The sequence below is a fragment of the Hydrogenophaga crassostreae genome, from assembly GCF_001761385.1.
GTDB classification, from domain to species: domain Bacteria; phylum Pseudomonadota; class Gammaproteobacteria; order Burkholderiales; family Burkholderiaceae_C; genus Hydrogenophaga; species Hydrogenophaga crassostreae.
Genome location: NZ_CP017476.1, coordinates 4,730,777 through 4,749,484, shown reverse-complemented (window position 1 = coordinate 4,749,484; position 18,708 = coordinate 4,730,777). Strand labels below are relative to the sequence as shown.

Below are 18,708 nucleotides of genomic sequence, written 5' to 3'. Positions count from 1 at the left end.
CGACAGAACGATGACCCGAGTCCCGGTCATAGTTCTTTCGACAGGCCAATTGCGCCCTTCGGTGGATGTTCAAGACCACTTGAACAGAGGACAGTCGCTGCATGTCTTCTGGAGAAAGAACATGGCCTCTGAACTGAGAAACCAAAAAAATGCCTGGTCGGTGCTGATCGTCAGCACCCTGGCCTTCACCGTGTGCTTCATGGTGTGGATGATGTTTGCCGTTGTTGGCATTCCCCTGAAAAAAACCCTGGGTTTGAACGCCACCGAATTTGGCCTGCTGATGGCCATGCCGGTGCTGTCGGGTTCGCTGGTGCGCGTGCCTCTGGGTATCTGGACCGACAAATACGGCGGCCGTATGGTGATGACCGCCCTGTTGGCCACCACGGTTCCAGCGATCTGGTTGATGGCTTACGCGACCCAGTTCTGGCACTTCCTGACCATCGGTCTGGTGCTTGGCCTGGCGGGCGGATCGTTCTCGGTGGGTACGCCTTATGTCGCCCGCTGGTTTCCCAAGAACCGCCAAGGCCTGGCCATGGGCATCTTTGGCGCCGGCAATGCGGGCGCAGCCCTCAACAAATTCGTGGCCCCGGCCATTCTGGTGGCCTTCGGCTGGACCATGGTGCCCAAGGTCTACGCGGCCATCATGCTCGGCACCGTGATCGTTTTCTGGATGTTCAGCCACCAGGATCCCGCCCACCTGGTGCCCTCCCACACCAAGTTCACCGACCAGCTCAAGGCTTTGAAAGACCCCCGCGTGCTCAAGTACTGCCAGTACTACAGCATCGTGTTCGGTGGTTACGTGGCCCTCTCGCTGTGGATGGTGCAGTACTACGTGGGTGAGTACGGGCTCGACATCCGCGTGGCCGCGATGCTGGCCGCCGCGTTTTCCTTGCCCGGGGGTGTGCTGCGCGCCGTGGGTGGCGCCATGTCGGACAAGTGGGGAGCCCACAGCGTGACCTGGTGGGTCATGTGGGTGAGCTGGATTGCGCTCTTCCTGTTGTCCTACCCACAGACCGATTTCACCATCATGACGGTCAATGGACCCACGACTTTCCATCTCGGCCTGAATGTTTACACGTTCACGGTGCTGATGTTCGTGCTCGGCATCGCCTTCGCTTTCGGCAAGGCCAGTGTCTTCAAGTACATCGCCGACGACTACCCGAAAAACATCGGCGCCATCAGCGGCATCGTTGGCCTGGCCGGTGGTCTGGGCGGCTTCATCCTGCCCATTCTTTTCGGCGTGCTGATGGACCTCACCGGCATCCGCTCCAGTGCTTTCATGCTGATGTACGGCGTGGTCTGGGTCTCGTTGATCTGGATGTACTGGACCGAGGTGCGCAAAGCCAGCCCCATGGGCGATTCGTCCAAATCCCTTTCTCTCCAAAACTGAGCCTCAAGGCCAGGACACAACATGAACACCAAGACCCACACCGGTGCCGACATCCAGGACTGGCGTCCCGAAGACGAACAGTTCTGGGAAAGCACCGGCAAGAAGATTGCCTACCGCAACCTCTGGATTTCGATTCCCGCCTTGCTCTGCGGCTTCGCCGTCTGGGGCATGTGGGGCATCATCACCGTGCAGATGATGAACCTGGGCTACCCCTTCAGCCAGGCCGAGCTGTTCACCCTGACCGCGATCGCGGGCCTGGCGGGTGCCACGATGCGCATCCCTGCCTCGTTCCTGATCCGCCTCTCGGGCGGGCGCAACACCATCTTTCTCACCACGGCCATGCTGCTGGCGCCAGCCATTGGCACCGGCATCGTGCTGCAGCACCCCGGGTGGCCGCTGTGGTCGTTTCAGCTGATGGCCCTGTGGTGTGGCGTAGGCGGTGGCAACTTCGCCTCGTCGATGTCCAACATCTCGTCGTTTTTCCCCAAGCGTCTGCAAGGCACCGGCCTGGGACTGAACGCAGGCCTGGGCAACTTCGGCGTGACCACGATGCAGGTCGTGATCCCGCTGGTGATGACCGTGCCTTTGCTCGGTTCGCTTGGTGGTGAGGCGATGACCTTGCAGAAGGAAAGCGGCTGGATCTTCGGCGCCATTCCGGCCGGCACGCTCACCTGGATCCAGAACGCAGGCTTTGCCTGGGTGCTGTCGCTGGTGCCGTTGTCCATCCTGTGCTGGTTCGGCATGAACAACCTCACGACCGTCTCGCCGAACATCGGCGGCACGATCCCCGCCTTTCTGAAAATTGTCTGGCTGTACACCCTGTCGTTCATTCCCGCAGGCGTGGGCCTTTACCTGTACCTGCCCGCTCCCAGCGGCCTGGGTGTGTTGAACATGTGGCTCGCCATGCCGCTGATCATCATCAGCACCTTGATGGTGATGAAGCTCACCGCGTTTGGTGCGATGAAGGACAACGTGGCCAAGCAGTTCGCGATCTTCAGCAACAAGCACACCTGGTCGCTGACCATCCTGTACATCGTGACCTTCGGCTCCTTCATCGGATTTTCGATGGCGCTGCCACTGTCGATGAAGGTGATTTTCGGCATCAGCCACGTGCCCGACGCCAGCGGTGTCATGCAGCACACGCTGGTCAACCCGAATGGCCCGGCTGTTCTGGCCTACGCCTGGATCGGTCCCTTTGTGGGCGCAGCCATCCGCCCGGTGGGTGGCTGGATCTCCGACAAGGTCGGTGGTTCCATCGTCACGCAATGGGTCTGCGCGGTGATGGCCGTCGCCGGGGTGGCGGTGGGCTATGTGATGCAACTGGCTTACCACTCGGCCACGCCCGAGCAATATTTCTTCATCTTCCTTGCGCTGTTCATGGTGTTGTTTGCCGCCAGCGGCATTGGCAATGGATCGACCTTCCGCAGCATCGGCGTCATTTTCGATCGCCAGCAAGCGGGCCCCGTGCTGGGGTGGACCTCGGCCGTCGCCGCTTATGGCGCTTTCATCGCTCCGGTGGTGATTGGTCAGCAAATCAAGCTGGGCACACCCCAGATGGCGATGTACGGCTTCGCCGTGTTTTACGCCCTGTGCCTGATCCTGAACTGGTGGTTCTATCTGCGCGCCGGCGCAGAGATCAAGAACCCTTGAACGTGAATGCCTTGACCCCTTTTTACGGAGACCTCACATGAGCCACTTCCTCGACCGCCTCAACCACTTCTCTGCCCCCACGGAAAGCTTCTCCGAAGGCCACGGCACCGTCACCGGTGAAGACCGCACCTGGGAAGATGCCTACCGCAACCGCTGGGCCCACGACAAGATCGTGCGCTCCACTCACGGCGTCAACTGCACGGGCTCCTGCTCGTGGAAGATTTATGTCAAGGGCGGCATCGTCACCTGGGAAACCCAGCAGACCGACTACCCGCGTACGCGTCCTGATCTGCCCAACCACGAGCCGCGCGGCTGCGCCCGTGGTGCTTCCTACTCCTGGTACCTGTACTCCGCCAACCGCGTGAAGTACCCCATGATCCGTGCGCGCCTGCTCAACCATTGGCGCGCAGCCCTGGCTGTGTCCAAGAGCCCGGTCGACGCCTGGGCCAGCATTGTTGAAAACGAATCGGCGCGCAAAGAGTGGCAGCAGCAACGTGGCCTGGGCGGCATGGTGCGCAGCACATGGGACGAGATCAACCAGCTGATCGCCAGCGCCAACGTTTACACCGCGAAGAAATACGGCCCGGACCGTGTGATCGGTTTCTCGCCGATTCCCGCCATGTCCATGGTGAGCTACGCCGCGGGCGCCCGCTACCTGGGCCTGATCGGTGGCGTGCCGCTGAGCTTCTACGACTGGTACTGCGATCTGCCACCCGCCAGCCCACAGGTGTGGGGCGAACAAACCGACGTGCCCGAGTCGGCCGACTGGTACAACTCCACCTACATCATTGCGTGGGGCTCCAACGTGCCGCAAACGCGCACCCCCGACGCCCATTTCCTGACCGAGGTGCGCTACAAGGGCGCCAAGACGGTGGCGATCACGCCCGACTACGCCGAGATCAGCAAGCTTTGCGATCTGTGGATGCACCCCAAGCAGGGCACGGACGCCGCCATCGCCATGGCCATGGGCCACGTCATCCTGAAGGAGTTCTACTTCCCCGAAGGTGGCAAGCAGCGCAGCAGCTACTTCGACGACTACGTGCGCCGTTTCACCGACATGCCCATGCTGGTGCAGCTCGAAGAGCGCACCCTGCCCGATGGCCGCACGGTGGTGGTGCCCGGCCGCTACCTGCGCGCCAGCGACTTCAACGGCAACCTCGGCCAGGACAACAACGCCGACTGGAAAACCCTGGCGTTCGACACGCAGGACAAGGTGGTTCTGCCCAACGGCTCCATCGGCTTCCGCTGGGGCGCCGAAGGCCGTTCGGACACCGGTAAGTGGAACCTGGAGAACAAGGAAGCGCGCCACGACAGCGAAGTGAAGCTCAAGCTCAGCCTGATGGAAGGCGAGGGCAGCGAATACGACGTGGGCGATGTGGGCTTCCCGTATTTCGGCGGCATTGACACGCCCAACTTCGATGCCAACAAACAGGCCGGCGCGGTGGGCGATGTGATCGTGCGCCAGGTGCCGGTGCGCCGCATCAAGCTGGGCAAGGAAGGCGAAGAGCGCACCATGCTGGTCGCCACCGTGTTCGACCTGACCGTGGCCAACTATGGCGTTGGCCGAGGTCTGCCGGGCGAAAACGCCGCAACCAGCTTCGACGACGACACCCCTTACACCCCTGCCTGGCAGGAAAAAATCACCGGTGTCAAACGCGACCAGGTGATCGCCGTGGCGCGCCAGTTCGCCGACAACGCCGACAAGACCAAGGGCAAGTCCATGGTCATCATCGGTGCGGCCATGAACCACTGGTACCACAGCGACATGAACTACCGCGGCATCATCAACATGCTGATGATGTGCGGCTGTATCGGCAAGAGCGGTGGCGGCTGGGCCCACTATGTGGGGCAGGAAAAGCTGCGCCCCCAGACCGGCTGGACCGCGCTCGCGTTTGCGCTCGACTGGATCCGTCCACCGCGGCAGATGAACGCCACCAGCTTCTTCTACGCCCACACCGATCAGTGGCGCTACGAAAAGCTCGGCGTGGAAGAAATCCTCTCGCCGCTGGCCGACAAGGCCAAGTTCGGTGGCAGCCTGATCGACTACAACGTGCGCGCCGAGCGCATGGGCTGGTTGCCCAGCGCGCCCCAGTTGCAGACCAACCCCTTGCAAGTGGTGAAAGACGCGCAGGCCGCGGGCATGGACCCCAAAGACTATGCGGTCAAGGCACTGAAAGACGGCACGCTCGCCATGAGCTGCGAGGACCCGGACCACCCCAACAACTGGCCGCGCAACCTGTTTGTGTGGCGCTCCAACCTGCTGGGTTCCAGTGGCAAGGGCCACGAGTATTTCTTGAAGCACCTCCTGGGCACGACCCACGGCGTGCAGGGCAAAGACCTGGGCCCCGAAGAGGCCAAGCCCACCGAAGTGAAATGGCACGACAAGGCGCCCGAAGGCAAGCTCGATCTGCTGATCACGCTCGACTTCCGCATGAGCACGACCTGCCTGTACTCCGACATCGTGTTGCCCACGGCCACCTGGTACGAGAAAAACGATCTGAACACCAGCGACATGCACCCCTTCATCCACCCGCTGTCCACCGCGGTGGACCCCGCCTGGCAGAGCCGCAGCGACTGGGAAATCTACAAAGGCTTCGCCAAGGCCTACAGCGAAGTCTGCGTCGGCCACCTGGGCGTGGAAAAAGAAGTGGTGCTGACGCCCATGATGCACGACACCCCCGGTGAACTGGCGCAGCCTTTTGGCGTGCAGGAGTGGACCAAGGGCGAATGTGAACTCGTTCCTGGCAAGACGGCGCCACAGATCATGGTGGTCGAGCGCGACTACCCCAACACCTTCAAGCGCTTCACGGCCCTGGGCCCATTGATGCAGAAGGTGGGCAACGGTGGCAAAGGCATTGCCTGGAACACCGAAGACGAAGTGAAGCAGCTCATGGAGCTCAACGGCAAAGTGCTGGACGAAGGCGTTACCAAGGGCATGGCGTCCATTGACACCGATATCGATGCCTGTGAAGTGGTGTTGCAACTCGCCCCCGAGACCAACGGCCACGTGGCTGTGAAGGCCTGGGATGCGCTGAGCAAGATCACCGGCCGCGACCACGTTCATCTGGCCCTGCACCGCGAAGACGAAAAGATCCGCTTCCGCGATATCCAGGCCCAGCCACGCAAGATCATCAGCTCGCCCACCTGGAGCGGCATCGAGAGCGAGACCGTCAGCTACAACGCCGGCTACACCAACGTGCATGAACTGATCCCATGGCGCACCCTCACCGGTCGCCAGCACTTCTACCTCGATCACCCCTGGATGATCGCGTTCGGTGAAGGCATGACGAGCTACCGCCCACCGGTCGACCTGAAGACGGTGGACGAAATGATCGACCGCAAGCCCAACGGCAACAAGGAGATCTCGCTCAACTTCATCACGCCACACCAGAAGTGGGGCATTCACTCGACCTACACCGACAACCTGATGATGCTCACGCTGAACCGGGGCGGCCCGGTGATCTGGTTGAGCGAAGACGACGCCAAGAGCGCCGGCATCGTGGACAACGACTGGGTCGAGCTGTTCAACACCAACGGCGCCATTGCGGCACGTGCGGTGGTGAGCCAGCGGGTCAAGAACGGCATGGTCATGATGTACCACGCGCAGGAAAAGATCATCAACACCCCCGGTGCCGAGATCACGGGAACACGCGGCGGTATCCACAACTCGGTGACCCGCATCGTCACCAAGCCCACGCACATGATCGGCGGCTACGCGCAGTTCAGCTACGGCTTCAACTACTACGGAACCATCGGCACCAACCGCGACGAGTTTGTCATCGTGCGCAAGATGCGCAAGATCGACTGGCACGACGGCCAAGGCACCGATACCGTTCAGGCATGAGCTGAAAGACAAGGAGAAACAACATGAAAATCCGCGCTCAAATCGCCATGGTGCTGAACCTGGACAAGTGCATCGGCTGCCACACCTGCTCGGTGACCTGCAAAAACGTCTGGACCAGCCGCCCCGGCATGGAATACGCCTGGTTCAACAACGTTGAGACCAAGCCCGGCATCGGTTACCCCAAAGACTGGGAAAACCAGGACAAGTGGAACGGTGGCTGGGTTCGCAAGGCCGACGGTTCGATTCAGCCCAAGCAGGGTGGCAAGTGGTCGCTGTTGATGAAGATCTTCAGCAACCCCAACATGCCGCAGATCGACGACTACTACGAACCCTTCACCTTTGACTACGACCACCTGCAGTCGGCCAAGGAAACCAAGGCACCGCCCACCGCGCGCCCGCGTTCCCTGATCACCGGCAAGCGCATGGAGAAGATCGAATGGGGTCCGAACTGGGAAGAAATTCTCGGCGGCGAATTCAGCAAGCGCAGCAAGGACGCCAACCTGGCGAACTTCGAACAGGCCCAGCGCGACATGGTGGGCCAGTTTGAAAACACCTTCATGATGTACTTGCCGCGTTTGTGCGAGCACTGCCTGAATCCCGCTTGTGTGGCTTCTTGCCCATCGGGTTCGATCTACAAGCGCGAAGACGACGGCATCGTGTTGATCGACCAGGACAAGTGCCGCGGCTGGCGCATGTGCGTGAGCGGCTGCCCTTACAAGAAGATCTATTACAACTGGCAGAGTGGCAAGGCGGAGAAGTGCATCTTCTGCTACCCGCGCATCGAAGCCGGTCAGCCCACCGTGTGCTCCGAGACCTGCGTGGGCCGCATCCGCTACCTAGGCGTGGTGCTGTACGACGCAGACCGCATTCTGGAAGCAGCCAGCGTGCCCGATGAGAAAGACCTGTACCAGGCACAGCTGGACATCTTCCTCAACCCCAACGACCCGAAAGTCATTGAGCAGGCCCGCATCGACGGCATCCCCGACGCCTGGATCACCGGCGCGCAAAACAGCCCGGTCTACAAGATGGCGATGGAGTGGAAAGTGGCCTTGCCGCTGCACCCCGAGTACCGCACCCTGCCCATGGTCTGGTATGTGCCGCCGCTGTCGCCCATCACCTCGGCGGTGAACGCTGGCCACATCACGGCCAACGGCGAGTTGCCCGATGTGTCGCAGATGCGCATTCCCGTGCAGTACCTGGCCAACCTGCTGACCGCAGGCGATACCGGCCCCGTGGTGCGCGCACTGGAACGCATGCTGGCCATGCGCGCTTACCAGCGCGGCAAGCACGTGGACGGTGTGCAAAACCTCGCCGTGCTGGAGCAGACGGGCTTGACCGTGGCGCAGGTGGAAGAGATGTACCAGGTCATGGCCATCGCCAACTACGAAGACCGCTTCGTGATTCCGACCTCGCACCGTGAGTACGCCGAAAACACCTTCGACATGCGTGGCGGCTGCGGCTTCACGTTTGGCAATGGTTGTTCCGACGGCGCCAGCGAAGCGAGTTTGTTCGGGGGCGAGAAGCGCCGCACGATTCCGATTCAATCAGTGGTCTGAAGGAGCTCGCCATGAAAGACACCCGTTATTCCCTGCGCGCCCTGGCCCGTTTGCTGGCCTATCCCGATGCCAATTTGCGCGCCGATCTGGCGCCACTGATTGCCGCCATCGATGACGAGGCGGTGGTGCCTGCCAACCGCCGCGCCGAGTTGCGCGCACTGGCCGCCGAGCTGGTGCGTCTCGATCCGCTGGAAGTGGAAGCCCGCTATGTCGAAACCTTCGATCGCGGCCGCTCCACTTCACTGCACCTGTTTGAACACGTGCACGGCGATTCGCGCGACCGTGGTCCGGCCATGGTCGACCTGGTGCAAACCTATGAGAAGGCCGGCCTCTTCCTCGGCCCTGACGAGTTGCCCGATCACCTGTGTGTGGTGCTGGAATTCGCTTCCACACAGCCGCCCGCGCTGGCCAAAGCCTTCCTGGGCGAAATGGCCCACATCCTCAACGCCATCTTCAGCGCCCTGCTCAAACGCGAAAGCGCTTACGCAGCGGTGGTGGCGGCGGTGCTGGAGCTGGCTGGCCAGAAAGCCCAGGCCGTGGCCATCCAGGCCGACGAGGCCATCGACGACGCCTGGGCCGAGCCCGAAGCGTTTGACGGCTGCAGCACCAAGGGCCAGGCCAGCCCCGGCGAGGCCCAGCCGATTCATATTGTTCGCAAGAAACCGGCTGGCGCAGCAGAACGCGCGACCGCCTGAACGGACACGGAGACCCCACCATGACCTACCTCAATCACCTCGTTTTTGGCGTGTATCCCTACATCGCCCTGGCCGTGTTCCTGCTCGGCAGTCTGATGCGATTCGATCGCGATCAGTACACCTGGAAGAGCGACTCATCGCAATTGCTGCGCCACGGGCAATTGCGCTGGGGCAGCAACCTGTTCCACATCGGCATCCTCTTCCTGTTCTTCGGTCACACCTTCGGCATGCTCACGCCGCACTTTGTCTACGAAGCCTTTTTGAGCGCAGGCAACAAGCAGCTGTTGGCCATGATTTCGGGCGGCATCTTTGGTGTGCTGGGCTTCATTGGCGTCACGCTGCTGTTGCACCGCCGCCTGAGCGATGACCGCATCCGCGCCAACTCCAAGATGAGTGACATCGTCTTGCTGTGGCTGCTGTGGTTGCAGTTCGCGCTGGGCCTGGCCACGGTGCCGCTGTCCGGGCAACACCTGGACGGCTCCGTGATGCTGGTGCTTGCCGAGTGGGCGCAACGCATCGTCACCTTCCGTGGCGGCGCGGCCGAACTGATGCTCGACATGAACCCGATCTTCAAGGCCCACATGTTCCTGGGCATGAGCATCTTCTTCATCTTCCCCTTCACACGCCTGGTGCATGTCTGGAGCGGTTTTGGCACCGTGGCCTACGTGTTCCGTCCTTACCAGGTGGTGCGCAGCCGCCGCCTGGGCATGACCCCTCGCGCGCCCTTGAGCCAACGCGACCACTCGGCCTGATTGCCGCCGAGTTCACCCAAAGGATTTGCCATGAATGCGACTTCCACGACTTCCTCTTCTTCCACAGGCTGCGGCAGCGACAGCTGCGCCTGCGCCGGACTGGCGCAACCACAGATGGCCAGTGTCAATGGCATTGCCCTGCACGAGCCCGGCGAAACGATGGACCCGCAGGTGTTGCGCGAACGTGCTTACACCGAGTTGCTGCGCCAGCAAGGTGTCAAGGCGGGTTTGCTGCCGCGTTATGGCGGCTTGAGTTACCGCGAACCCGACGAAGCACAGCGCCAGATCATGGAAGCCATGGTGGAGTCGGCGGTGGAGGTGCCCGAGCCCACCGAATCGGAATGCCAGCGGCACTACGAAGCGCAGAAAAACCGCTTCATCGTTGGCCAGGCCTTGCATGTGCGCCACATCCTGTTTGCGGTCACACCTGGCGTGAACGTTCACGCCCTGTCGCAGCGCGCCGAAGTGGCGCTGCTTGAACTCACCCGCAAGAACGTGTCGCCAGGCCATTTCGAGAAACTTGCCGGCGAGCTGTCGAACTGCCCGTCGAGCACCCAGGGTGGCGATCTGGGCTGGCTCACGCCGGAAGACTGTGCCCCCGAACTGGCCAACGAACTCTTCTTCCAGAGCGATTCGCGCTGGGGCATGGGTGTGCACCCCCGCCTGGTGCACACGCGCTTTGGCCTGCACATCATCGAGGTGCTGGGTCGCAGGAAAGGGCGTTTGCCCGAGTTCACCGAATTGCGGGAGCAGATTTCAGCGCGGCTGACGTTGCAATCGCGCACCACCGCGCTGCGGCAGTACATGCTGGTGCTGGTGGGTGATGCAAAGGTCGAGGGGATCGAGCTGGAGGGAGCGGATTCACCTCTGGTCCAGTAGACCCACCCCCGCGCCGCGCTTTCAGCGCGTGCCTTGCAGGCCGCGTCATCGTCCCGTCCAAGTCTGCGCAGGCAGACTTGTCGCCGCTGTCCTCAGCCCCCTCAAGGGGGCGGTGCTGGCGGCCCGGCGAAGCCGGTTCCGCGGCATCCTGGGTTGGGGGTGTCGCTGTCCTGATTCACCTTGGCTCGACCGGAGAATTTCGTTATGAAGACCCTTCCCGAACAAGACGATCTCTTGCTGCGCTTGCGGGATTTCCATTCGGACTATTTCCCGCGCAACCAGCAGCGCTTTCAGGATCTGGTGGCCCATGGGCAGCACCCCAAGACGCTGTTCATCGGCTGCTCCGATTCGCGGCTGGTGCCGTATTTGTTGACGGGGGCGGCGCCGGGGGAGTTGTTTCTGGTGCGCAACGTGGGTGCTTTTGTGCCGCCGTACGACGGCTCACATGGTCTGCATGGCACCACGGCGGCGATCGAGTTCGCGGTGTTGAATCTCGAGGTGGAGCGCATCATCATCTGTGGGCACAGCCACTGTGGGGCCATCAAGGCCGCTTATGAAGGGGTCCCTGAAGAGGCGGTTGCGCTCAAGTCCTGGCTCAAACTGGTGGAAGAAGCCTTGCTGCCAGTGCAGCCCGGGCCTGAGGTGATGTGCCGCACAGAACAGCGTGCGGTGGTGTTGCAACTCGAGCGGCTGATGGAATACCCCTTTGTGCGGCGTTCGGTGGAGGCAGGGCAGTTGAGCCTGCACGGCTGGCACTACGTGATTGAAGATGGCGAAGTGCACGTTTTTGATGCAGAACAAGGTGCCTTTGTGCCATCGTCGGTAGCCTCGCACAGCGGCACGGGGCCCTACCAACCCTATGTAGAGCACGATGGCCAAGTGATTGAAGGGATTTGAGCGGTTGCATGAATTTACCCGGGTCAAATTTGGATAAAAATGCCCCTTCTTGTCGCTGACTTGTTCCCGTTTTGGGCCCGAATGACAGTTTCATGAGGTAGGCTTAAGGCCTTCGCCGGTCCACTTCGAAACCGATTTTTGACCCGCGCACACCCCTCTATGGCTCCCCAGGAAACCCACCCGATGAAACGCGATTCCAACCTGCGTCCGCAGGATTTGACACAGACCCAACCGATCAGCCAGGACGTCCTGGCCGAGAAGTATCTGAAGCCCGGCGAGACCGGTGTGGAAGACCTCTACCGCCGCGTGGCGCGAGCGCTCGCTTCCGTGGAGAACGAGGCGGAGCGCGCCAAGTGGGAGCAGGTGTTCCTCGACAACCTGCACGCCGGCGCCATCGGCGCGGGCCGCATCATGAGCGCTGCGGGTACCGACATCCAGGCCACCTTGATCAACTGTTTTGTGCAGCCCGTGGGCGACTGCATCCAGGGCGTTGACGACGAAGGTTTCCCCGGCATTTACGAAGCGCTGCGCGAAGCGGCCGAGACCATGCGCCGCGGCGGCGGCGTGGGCTACGACTTCTCCCGTATCCGCCCCAAGGGCGCCGAGGTGAAGGGCACGCACTCCATGGCCTCGGGCCCGTGCAGTTACATCAATGTGTTTGACCAGTCCTGCTCGACCGTGGAGAGCGCCGGTGCGCGCCGTGGCGCCCAGATGGGGGTGTTGCGCATCGACCACCCGGATGTGATGGAATTCATCACCGCCAAGCGCACGCCCGGCCGCTGGAACAACTTCAACGTGTCGGTCGGCGTGAGCGATGCCTTCATGGAGGCCGTGGGCCAGGACCAGCCATGGGAGCTGGTGCACAAGGCCAAGCCGAGTGCCAAGCTGATCGAAAAGGGTGCCTACCAGCGCGCCGATGGCCAGTGGGTCTACCAGACCCTCGCCGTGCGCGAGCTGTGGGACACCATCATGAAGTCGGCCTACGACTTCGCCGAGCCGGGCATTCTGTTCCTCGACCAGATCGGTACCGACAACAACCTCAACTACTGCGAGACGATTTCGGCCACCAACCCCTGTGGCGAACAGCCGCTGCCGCCGTATGGATGCTGCGACCTGGGCCCGGTGATCCTGACCCGCTTCGTGCGCAACCCGTTTGGTTTCGGCGGTGAGCCCTCGTTTGATTTCGAATCGTTCGAGAAAGTCGTGGCCACACAGGTTCGTGCGCTCGACAACGTGCTCGACGTGACCTTCTGGCCACTGCCTCAGCAACGCGAAGAGTCCGCGGCCAAGCGCCGCATTGGCGTGGGCTTCACCGGCATGGGCAATGCGCTGGCCATGCTGTGCCAGCGTTACGACCGCGAAGAAGGCCGCGTCACGGCCGCCAGAATCGCCGAACGCATGCGCAACGCTGCGTACACCGCTTCGGTGGCCTTGGCCCAGGAAAAGGGCAAGTTCCCCAAATTCGATGCCAAGGGTTACCTGGCTGAAGGCACTTTCGCCAGCCGCTTGCCCGATGCCATCAAGGCCCAGATCCGCAAGCACGGCATCCGCAACAGCCACCTGCTGTCCATCGCCCCCACGGGCACAGTGAGCCTGGCCTTTGCCGACAACGCCTCCAACGGCATCGAGCCGCCGTTCTCCTGGATGTACCGCCGCAAAAAGCGCGAGTCCGATGGCACCACCAGCGAGTACGCCGTGGAAGACCACGCCTGGCGCCTGTACCGCGAACTCGGCGGTGATGTGAACAACCTGCCAGAGTATTTCGTCAACGCGCTCGGCATGACCGCAGACGAGCACATCGGCATGATGCAAGCCGTGCAGCCTTTTGTGGACACCGCGATTTCCAAGACGGTCAACGTGGCCGCCGACTACCCGTTCGACGACTTCAAGAACCTGTACCAGCAAGCCTGGCGGGCCCACCTGAAGGGCATGGCCACCTACCGACCCAACAGCATTCTCGGTTCGGTGCTCGACACCGGCAGCGCCGCCACCGATGCCGCCGCCGTTGCGGCCGCCAACGTGCCCGTCGCGTCTGCGGCCTCTGTGGACCCGATGCGCACCGTGATCGAAAGCCGCCCCAAGGGTGCCTTGTCGGCCGTCGCTGACAAGATCGAATACTGGACCCAAGAGGGCCACAACACCTTGTACATCGTGGTGTCGTTCCTGCCGGTTCCTGCTGGCGAAGGCGAAGCCACCGTGGACCGCGCCATCGAGTTCTTCATGCCAGTGGGCCAAAGTGGCGAGTCGCAGCAATGGATCACCTCCACCATGCGCATTCTGTCGCTGGCCGCGCGCGGTGGTTTCCTCGAGCGCGCGCTGAGCGATATGCGCAAAGTGGCCTGGGACCGTGGCCCGGTGCGCCTGGGCACCTACCAGAAAGCCGACGGCACCCATGTGCCCATGTGGCACGACTCGGAAGTGGCTGCCATCGCGTTTGCGCTGCAAAACATCATTGCGCGCCGCAACGAGAAGGCGGGCGCAACGACGGCCCAGGCGACAACAGGCAGCGCTGAGCCCGAACTGCCCGGCATGCCCACCTCGGTGATGGCAGGCAAGAAGTGTCCCGAGTGCGGCGCGCACGCCATGATCCGCAAAGACGGTTGCGATTACTGCACCTCCTGCGGCCACCTGGGCAGCTGTGGATGAGTGAAGCGGGCGCTCCCAAGCGGCCCCCGCTGCGTGTCAACACGCCACGGCCAGCTTCGGGACGCCCCCACAAAACACAGACCCCCCAGCCCTGGCGCCTGCGCCATTTGCTGCTGGCACCTCACCGCCTGGGCTTTTTCCTTGCGATGGGCCTGTTGCTTGCCTCAGGCCTTTGGTGGGCGCTGGTGCAGCTCGACCGCGCCACGGGCTGGCTGGGCCTAGGTTACGCCGTTTCGCCCACCCTCACCCATGCGGCGTTGATGAGTCTGGGCTTCATCCCTTTGTTCTTCTCGGGCTTTCTTTTCACGGCGGGGCCCAACTGGCTGGGCGTGGCCAAGCCTGAAGCACGCGATTTGTTGACCAGCTCCGGTTTGCAGGCTGGTGGCTGGCTGATCTGGCTGGCGGGGGCGCATACCCATGGTGGTCTGGCGGTGGCGGGTGTCTTGCTGGCAGCCTGCGGGCTGGGCCTGCAAACCTGGCGCTTCTGGGGCCTGGTTCGTGCCAGCACACAGGCAGACCGCTTGCACGCCAAAGTGGTGGCTGTGGCGGCTGGGGTGGGCATGCTCAGTGTGGTCGGTATTGCCGCGGCCACGGCCTTTGACGCGGTGGACATTGCGCTGGCCTTCGTTTTGAGTGGCTTGTGGGGCTTTGTGGTGCCCACCTACCTGGCGGTGGCCCACCGCATGATTCCGTTTTTCACATCCAGTGCGGTGCCCATGGTTCATGCATGGCGCCCATTCTGGGTGTTGTGGGCCATGCTGGCTGCGGCAGGACTGGAGTGGGTCTCGGTCTGGTTGCCGGTTTTCACTGGATCGCCTCCCCGTGGCTGGATGCTGTTTCAGGGGCTGGCCGAGTTGGCTGCCGGTGGCGTTTTGATCTGGCTGGGAGTGGCCTGGGGGCTGGTGCAGAGCCTGAAGGTGCGCCTTCTGGCCATGCTGCACCTGGGGTTTGTCTGGCTGGGTTTGAGTTTTGTACTCGCCGGGGCATCCGAGTTGCTGGGGCTGCAGGCAGGGGTTCCTGCCCTGGGTCTGGGCGCCTTGCATGCCTTGACCATGGGATGTCTGGGCTCTTTGCTGCTGGCCATGGTCACGCGTGTGGCGTGTGGCCACAGCGGGCGCCCGCTGGTGGCCGACAACCTGGTGTGGGGGCTGTTTCTGGCCCTGCAACTGGCCGTGCTGTTGCGCATTGCCGGTGCCTTGCCGCAAGCGCCGCCGGGTGTGCTGGTGGCCGCAGCCCTGGTGTGGGCGGGGGTGGTCACTGTCTGGGGCATTCGGCTCATGGGCTGGTTCGGGCGGCCGCGCGCCGATGGACGCCCTGGATGAAGCGCCACCGCCATGCTTGAAGCCCGTTCATGACTTTTGATTCATCGCCGGTGACACCGGGCAGTGCCGCCATGGCTGCCGAACTGATTCACGCGCGGCGCACGGTGTTGCCCAAACGGTTGGTCGCTCCCGGTCCCGATGCCACGGCGTTGCACACGATTTTGCAAGCGGCGGGCGCAGCGCCCGACCATGGTCAGTTGTTGCCCTGGCGCTTTATCTCGGTACCGGGCGAGCAGCGCGCCGCACTGGCCGACCTGTTTGCCGGGGCCCTGCTGGAACGCGACCCCGGCGCCACCTCCGATCAACAGGCCACGGCCCGCGAGAAAGCCTTTCGGGCACCGACTTTGCTGTTGCTGATCGTTGACGCGACCTGTGGCGATCCAGACATTGATTTTGCCGAGCGCGTGCTGTCGGCGGGCTGCGCAGTGCAGAACGTGCTGCTGATGGCCACAGCCATGGGATTTGGCTCATCGCTCACCAGTGGGAAGGCGCTCAAATCCGCCACCCTGCGCAACCATCTGCGCCTTTCCACCGGCGAACACGCGGTGTGTTTTGTGAGCCTGGGGCATGTGGCCTCACAGCGGACGCCGCGCCGCCGACCCAGCGTGGCCGATTACCTGAGCGTGCTCGGCTCAAATAACGACATCGATTGACTGGCTCAGGTATATAAAGGACTCTTCATGGAAATCTCCAATTTCGACGACCTCTTGAGCGCTGCCCGTGCGCAGTCTCAACCCCAGCGCCTGCTGTTTGTCTTTGCCGCAGTGGAACTGCCCGAGGATGCAACGCCGGCTCAGCGTGCTGGATTTGAACGGGGTGAAGGGGGCAGTTTGGTGCCGCAAATGTGTGTCGACAAAGCGCCCGACGAACTGGCGTCTTTCGCCGATCTGAAAGAGCAGGCGGCCCTGTTCGGCAAACCCTGGGGCATGGTGTTTGCTGCAGCGATGTCTGGCGCACCGGGCAAGGTGCTCACCAGCGCCGACGCCGATCAGCCCCTTGAGCGCATGGTCGAATCCATCAAACAGGGCCAGATCGCTGCCTTCATTCCATTTGACCCACAGGGTCAGGCCGTTCAACTGGGTTGACCATGGCCACGTCTGTCCCGCTCATGCAGATATCACAACCCGGCCAGTCTGCGCCGGCGGCCAGCTTCGAAGAGCCGTTCGACATGCTCAGCGCCTGTCATGAACGGGTCGAGCGCATGCTGCGCCTGATCATCCGGTTGCAAGAGCATCTGCAGGACAAGGGGCTGGACGAGCAGGTACGCCAGGCGTAGCGGGACATCATGCGCTATTTTGATCTTGCGGCGCCGTTGCACCACGAAGACGAAGAACGCCATGTCTTTCCACCGCTGATGTGCGGGGCCAATGCGGAAGTGAAGGCTCTGGTGTTGCGACTGATTCAGGATCACCGCCAGATGGAGGTGGCCTGGCAAAGCGCGCGGGCGGTGCTGGTCACTTTGGCCGAACACAGTGAAGCGCCGTTTGTGGGACTCAACGTCTGGCAGAAAGTGGCGCTGAATGATTTTGCGCGGCTGTACCGCCAGCATCTGGATGACGAGGACCGTGTTGTCTATCCGGTTGCCAAAAACCAGTTGTCGCCAGAGAGCCTCAGAACCATGAGCCTCGACATGATGGCGCGCCGTGGCGTAAGGTAGTCGGCCAACAGCTTGTTTACACTCGGGGCCGGCTCCTAAGGAGCAATCGGAGGTGCTCCCGTGGCGCAATTGCAGGTGTTTGTCTGGAGTGAGCTGTTTGAAACAGGCGTCGAGCTGATCGACAGCCAGCACAAGGTGCTGGTTGATCTGACGAATCGGCTGGCCGATGCCGTGATGAATGGCGACGATCCGCAGGAAAGCCTGGCGGTGTTGGAGCGTCTAAAAGAATACGCGACGCTCCATTTCTCTGCCGAAGAAGCGTGGTCGGTGCAAGCCGGCCAGCCGCCGCAAGCTTTGACCGCTCACCATGCCACCCACGGCGGCTTTCTCGCGCAGGTGCTCCGCTTTGCCGAAGGCTGGGACGGTGGAAAAACCCAGGCCCAGGCGCTGCACCGCTTTTTGTCGGCCTGGTTGATCACCCACATTCTTGGCGACGATCGCACCATGGTGCTGCGCTTGAGCCAGCAAGCCGGATCCCCGTTGGCGTCGCCTTCTGTGTTGGGGGTCGGCGAAAAGGTGATGCTGGAAGCGTTTCACAATCTCTACGATGCCATGAGTGGCATGGCACAGGATCTGGAGCGGCAGGTGCAGGTCCGCACCGAAGAACTGGCGCAGTCCAATCAGCGCTTGAAGCGCAATTTCCTCACCGGAATCCGCACCTTCACCAGCCTGATGGAGTTGCGCGGCGGCATGCTCGCCGGACATTCGCGGCGCGTGGCCGATCTGGCGCGCAAGCTGGCGGTGCTGTTGAAGCTGGACGGGGATACCGTGCAACAGGTTTTTCTTGGCGCCTTGTTGCACGACCTGGGCAAGATTGGATTTTCCGACGAGCTGATGGGCAAACCCGTCACACAAATGACGGGCCACGAGCTGTCGCTGTACCGGTCCCATGCCGTCAATGGCGAGGCCGCCCTGATCGCCTTGGACGACCTTCACGCCGCCTCGCTCGTGGTGCGCCACCACCACGAGCGGTGGGACGGAAAAGGGTATCCCGATGGGTTGCAGGCTGAGCGCATTCCGCTGGAAGCGCGCATCGTGGCCGTGGCCAATGATTTTGACGGGCTGCAACACGGCACCATCACTGCCCGTCGCCTGTCGCTGGATGAAGCGCTGAGCGTGATCCAGGGCAGCCGGGGCGAACGTTACGACCCCCGGATCGTCGATGCGTTGAGCACGCTGCTGGGCCGTTCGGGCGGTACAGGCGAACCCGAAGTGGTCACCTCCAGCGCCATGCTCAAACCAGGCATGACCCTGACCCGCGATCTCATCACACCGGAGGGCATGTTGCTGCTGGCCGCTCACAACGCCCTGGAAGCCAACACCATTGTGCGCATCCGGCGGTTCCTGGGCGCCGGCGGAATGAGCGATCTCAAGGTGTATGTGCGGCCAGAAACCGTGTCCGGGCCTTGAGTTGCATGCG

Annotated in this window: 15 protein-coding genes; all 15 read left to right on the top strand. The window is 62.4% G+C overall.

The features are described from left to right. Nucleotides 1-121: 121 nt before the first annotated feature. A complete protein-coding gene (locus LPB072_RS24165) occupies nucleotides 122-1,390 on the top strand; it encodes an MFS transporter (protein WP_066096126.1) in 1,269 nt (422 codons plus the stop codon). Nucleotides 1,391-1,411: 21 nt separating this feature from the next. Next, the gene (locus LPB072_RS24160) at nucleotides 1,412-3,040 is read left to right on the top strand and encodes an MFS transporter (RefSeq protein ID WP_066096122.1); all 1,629 of its coding nucleotides are present in this window, start codon (nucleotides 1,412-1,414) and stop codon (nucleotides 3,038-3,040) included. Nucleotides 3,041-3,077: 37 nt separating this feature from the next. Beyond that, nucleotides 3,078-6,884: a nitrate reductase subunit alpha gene (locus LPB072_RS22010; protein ID WP_066096119.1), complete on the top strand. Its 3,807-nt coding sequence runs from the start codon at nucleotides 3,078-3,080 to the stop codon at nucleotides 6,882-6,884. A 23-nt stretch (nucleotides 6,885-6,907) separates the two neighbouring features. After that, nucleotides 6,908-8,440 (top strand): nitrate reductase subunit beta, encoded by a 1,533-nt coding sequence (narH, locus tag LPB072_RS22005; RefSeq protein WP_066096116.1) that lies wholly within the window; start codon nucleotides 6,908-6,910, stop codon nucleotides 8,438-8,440. Nucleotides 8,441-8,451: 11 nt separating this feature from the next. Then, nucleotides 8,452-9,135, top strand: a complete 684-nt coding sequence (narJ, locus tag LPB072_RS22000; RefSeq protein WP_066096113.1) for a nitrate reductase molybdenum cofactor assembly chaperone — start codon at nucleotides 8,452-8,454, stop codon at nucleotides 9,133-9,135. Between the two features lie 20 nt (nucleotides 9,136-9,155). Beyond that, nucleotides 9,156-9,887 carry a respiratory nitrate reductase subunit gamma gene (gene narI, locus LPB072_RS21995; protein ID WP_066096110.1) on the top strand — a complete coding sequence of 244 codons (732 nt, stop codon included), beginning with the start codon at nucleotides 9,156-9,158 and terminating at the stop codon, nucleotides 9,885-9,887. A gap of 30 nt (nucleotides 9,888-9,917) precedes the next feature. Then, nucleotides 9,918-10,766 carry a peptidylprolyl isomerase gene (locus LPB072_RS21990; RefSeq protein ID WP_066096107.1) on the top strand — a complete coding sequence of 283 codons (849 nt, stop codon included), beginning with the start codon at nucleotides 9,918-9,920 and terminating at the stop codon, nucleotides 10,764-10,766. A gap of 204 nt (nucleotides 10,767-10,970) precedes the next feature. After that, a complete protein-coding gene (locus tag LPB072_RS21985; RefSeq protein WP_066096104.1) occupies nucleotides 10,971-11,663 on the top strand; it encodes a carbonic anhydrase in 693 nt (230 codons plus the stop codon). A gap of 183 nt (nucleotides 11,664-11,846) precedes the next feature. After that, a complete protein-coding gene (locus LPB072_RS21980; protein ID WP_066096284.1) occupies nucleotides 11,847-14,309 on the top strand; it encodes an adenosylcobalamin-dependent ribonucleoside-diphosphate reductase in 2,463 nt (820 codons plus the stop codon). Then, nucleotides 14,306-15,631: an NnrS family protein gene (locus LPB072_RS21975; RefSeq protein WP_066096102.1), complete on the top strand. Its 1,326-nt coding sequence runs from the start codon at nucleotides 14,306-14,308 to the stop codon at nucleotides 15,629-15,631. Before LPB072_RS21980 ends, LPB072_RS21975 begins: the two co-directional genes overlap by 4 nt. A gap of 29 nt (nucleotides 15,632-15,660) precedes the next feature. Continuing rightward, entirely contained in the window at nucleotides 15,661-16,284 is a 624-nt protein-coding gene (locus LPB072_RS21970) for a nitroreductase family protein (protein ID WP_066096099.1), read from the top strand. A 27-nt stretch (nucleotides 16,285-16,311) separates the two neighbouring features. Beyond that, nucleotides 16,312-16,716, top strand: a complete 405-nt coding sequence (locus tag LPB072_RS21965; protein ID WP_066096096.1) for a ribonucleotide reductase subunit alpha — start codon at nucleotides 16,312-16,314, stop codon at nucleotides 16,714-16,716. Nucleotides 16,717-16,718: 2 nt separating this feature from the next. Next, the gene (locus tag LPB072_RS24000) at nucleotides 16,719-16,907 is read left to right on the top strand and encodes a hypothetical protein (protein ID WP_231943345.1); all 189 of its coding nucleotides are present in this window, start codon (nucleotides 16,719-16,721) and stop codon (nucleotides 16,905-16,907) included. Between the two features lie 9 nt (nucleotides 16,908-16,916). Beyond that, nucleotides 16,917-17,288 carry a hemerythrin domain-containing protein gene (locus tag LPB072_RS21960; protein ID WP_231943343.1) on the top strand — a complete coding sequence of 124 codons (372 nt, stop codon included), beginning with the start codon at nucleotides 16,917-16,919 and terminating at the stop codon, nucleotides 17,286-17,288. Between the two features lie 60 nt (nucleotides 17,289-17,348). Further along, nucleotides 17,349-18,698 (top strand): bacteriohemerythrin, encoded by a 1,350-nt coding sequence (locus LPB072_RS21955; protein ID WP_082877166.1) that lies wholly within the window; start codon nucleotides 17,349-17,351, stop codon nucleotides 18,696-18,698. The last annotated feature ends 10 nt before the right edge of the window (nucleotides 18,699-18,708 follow it).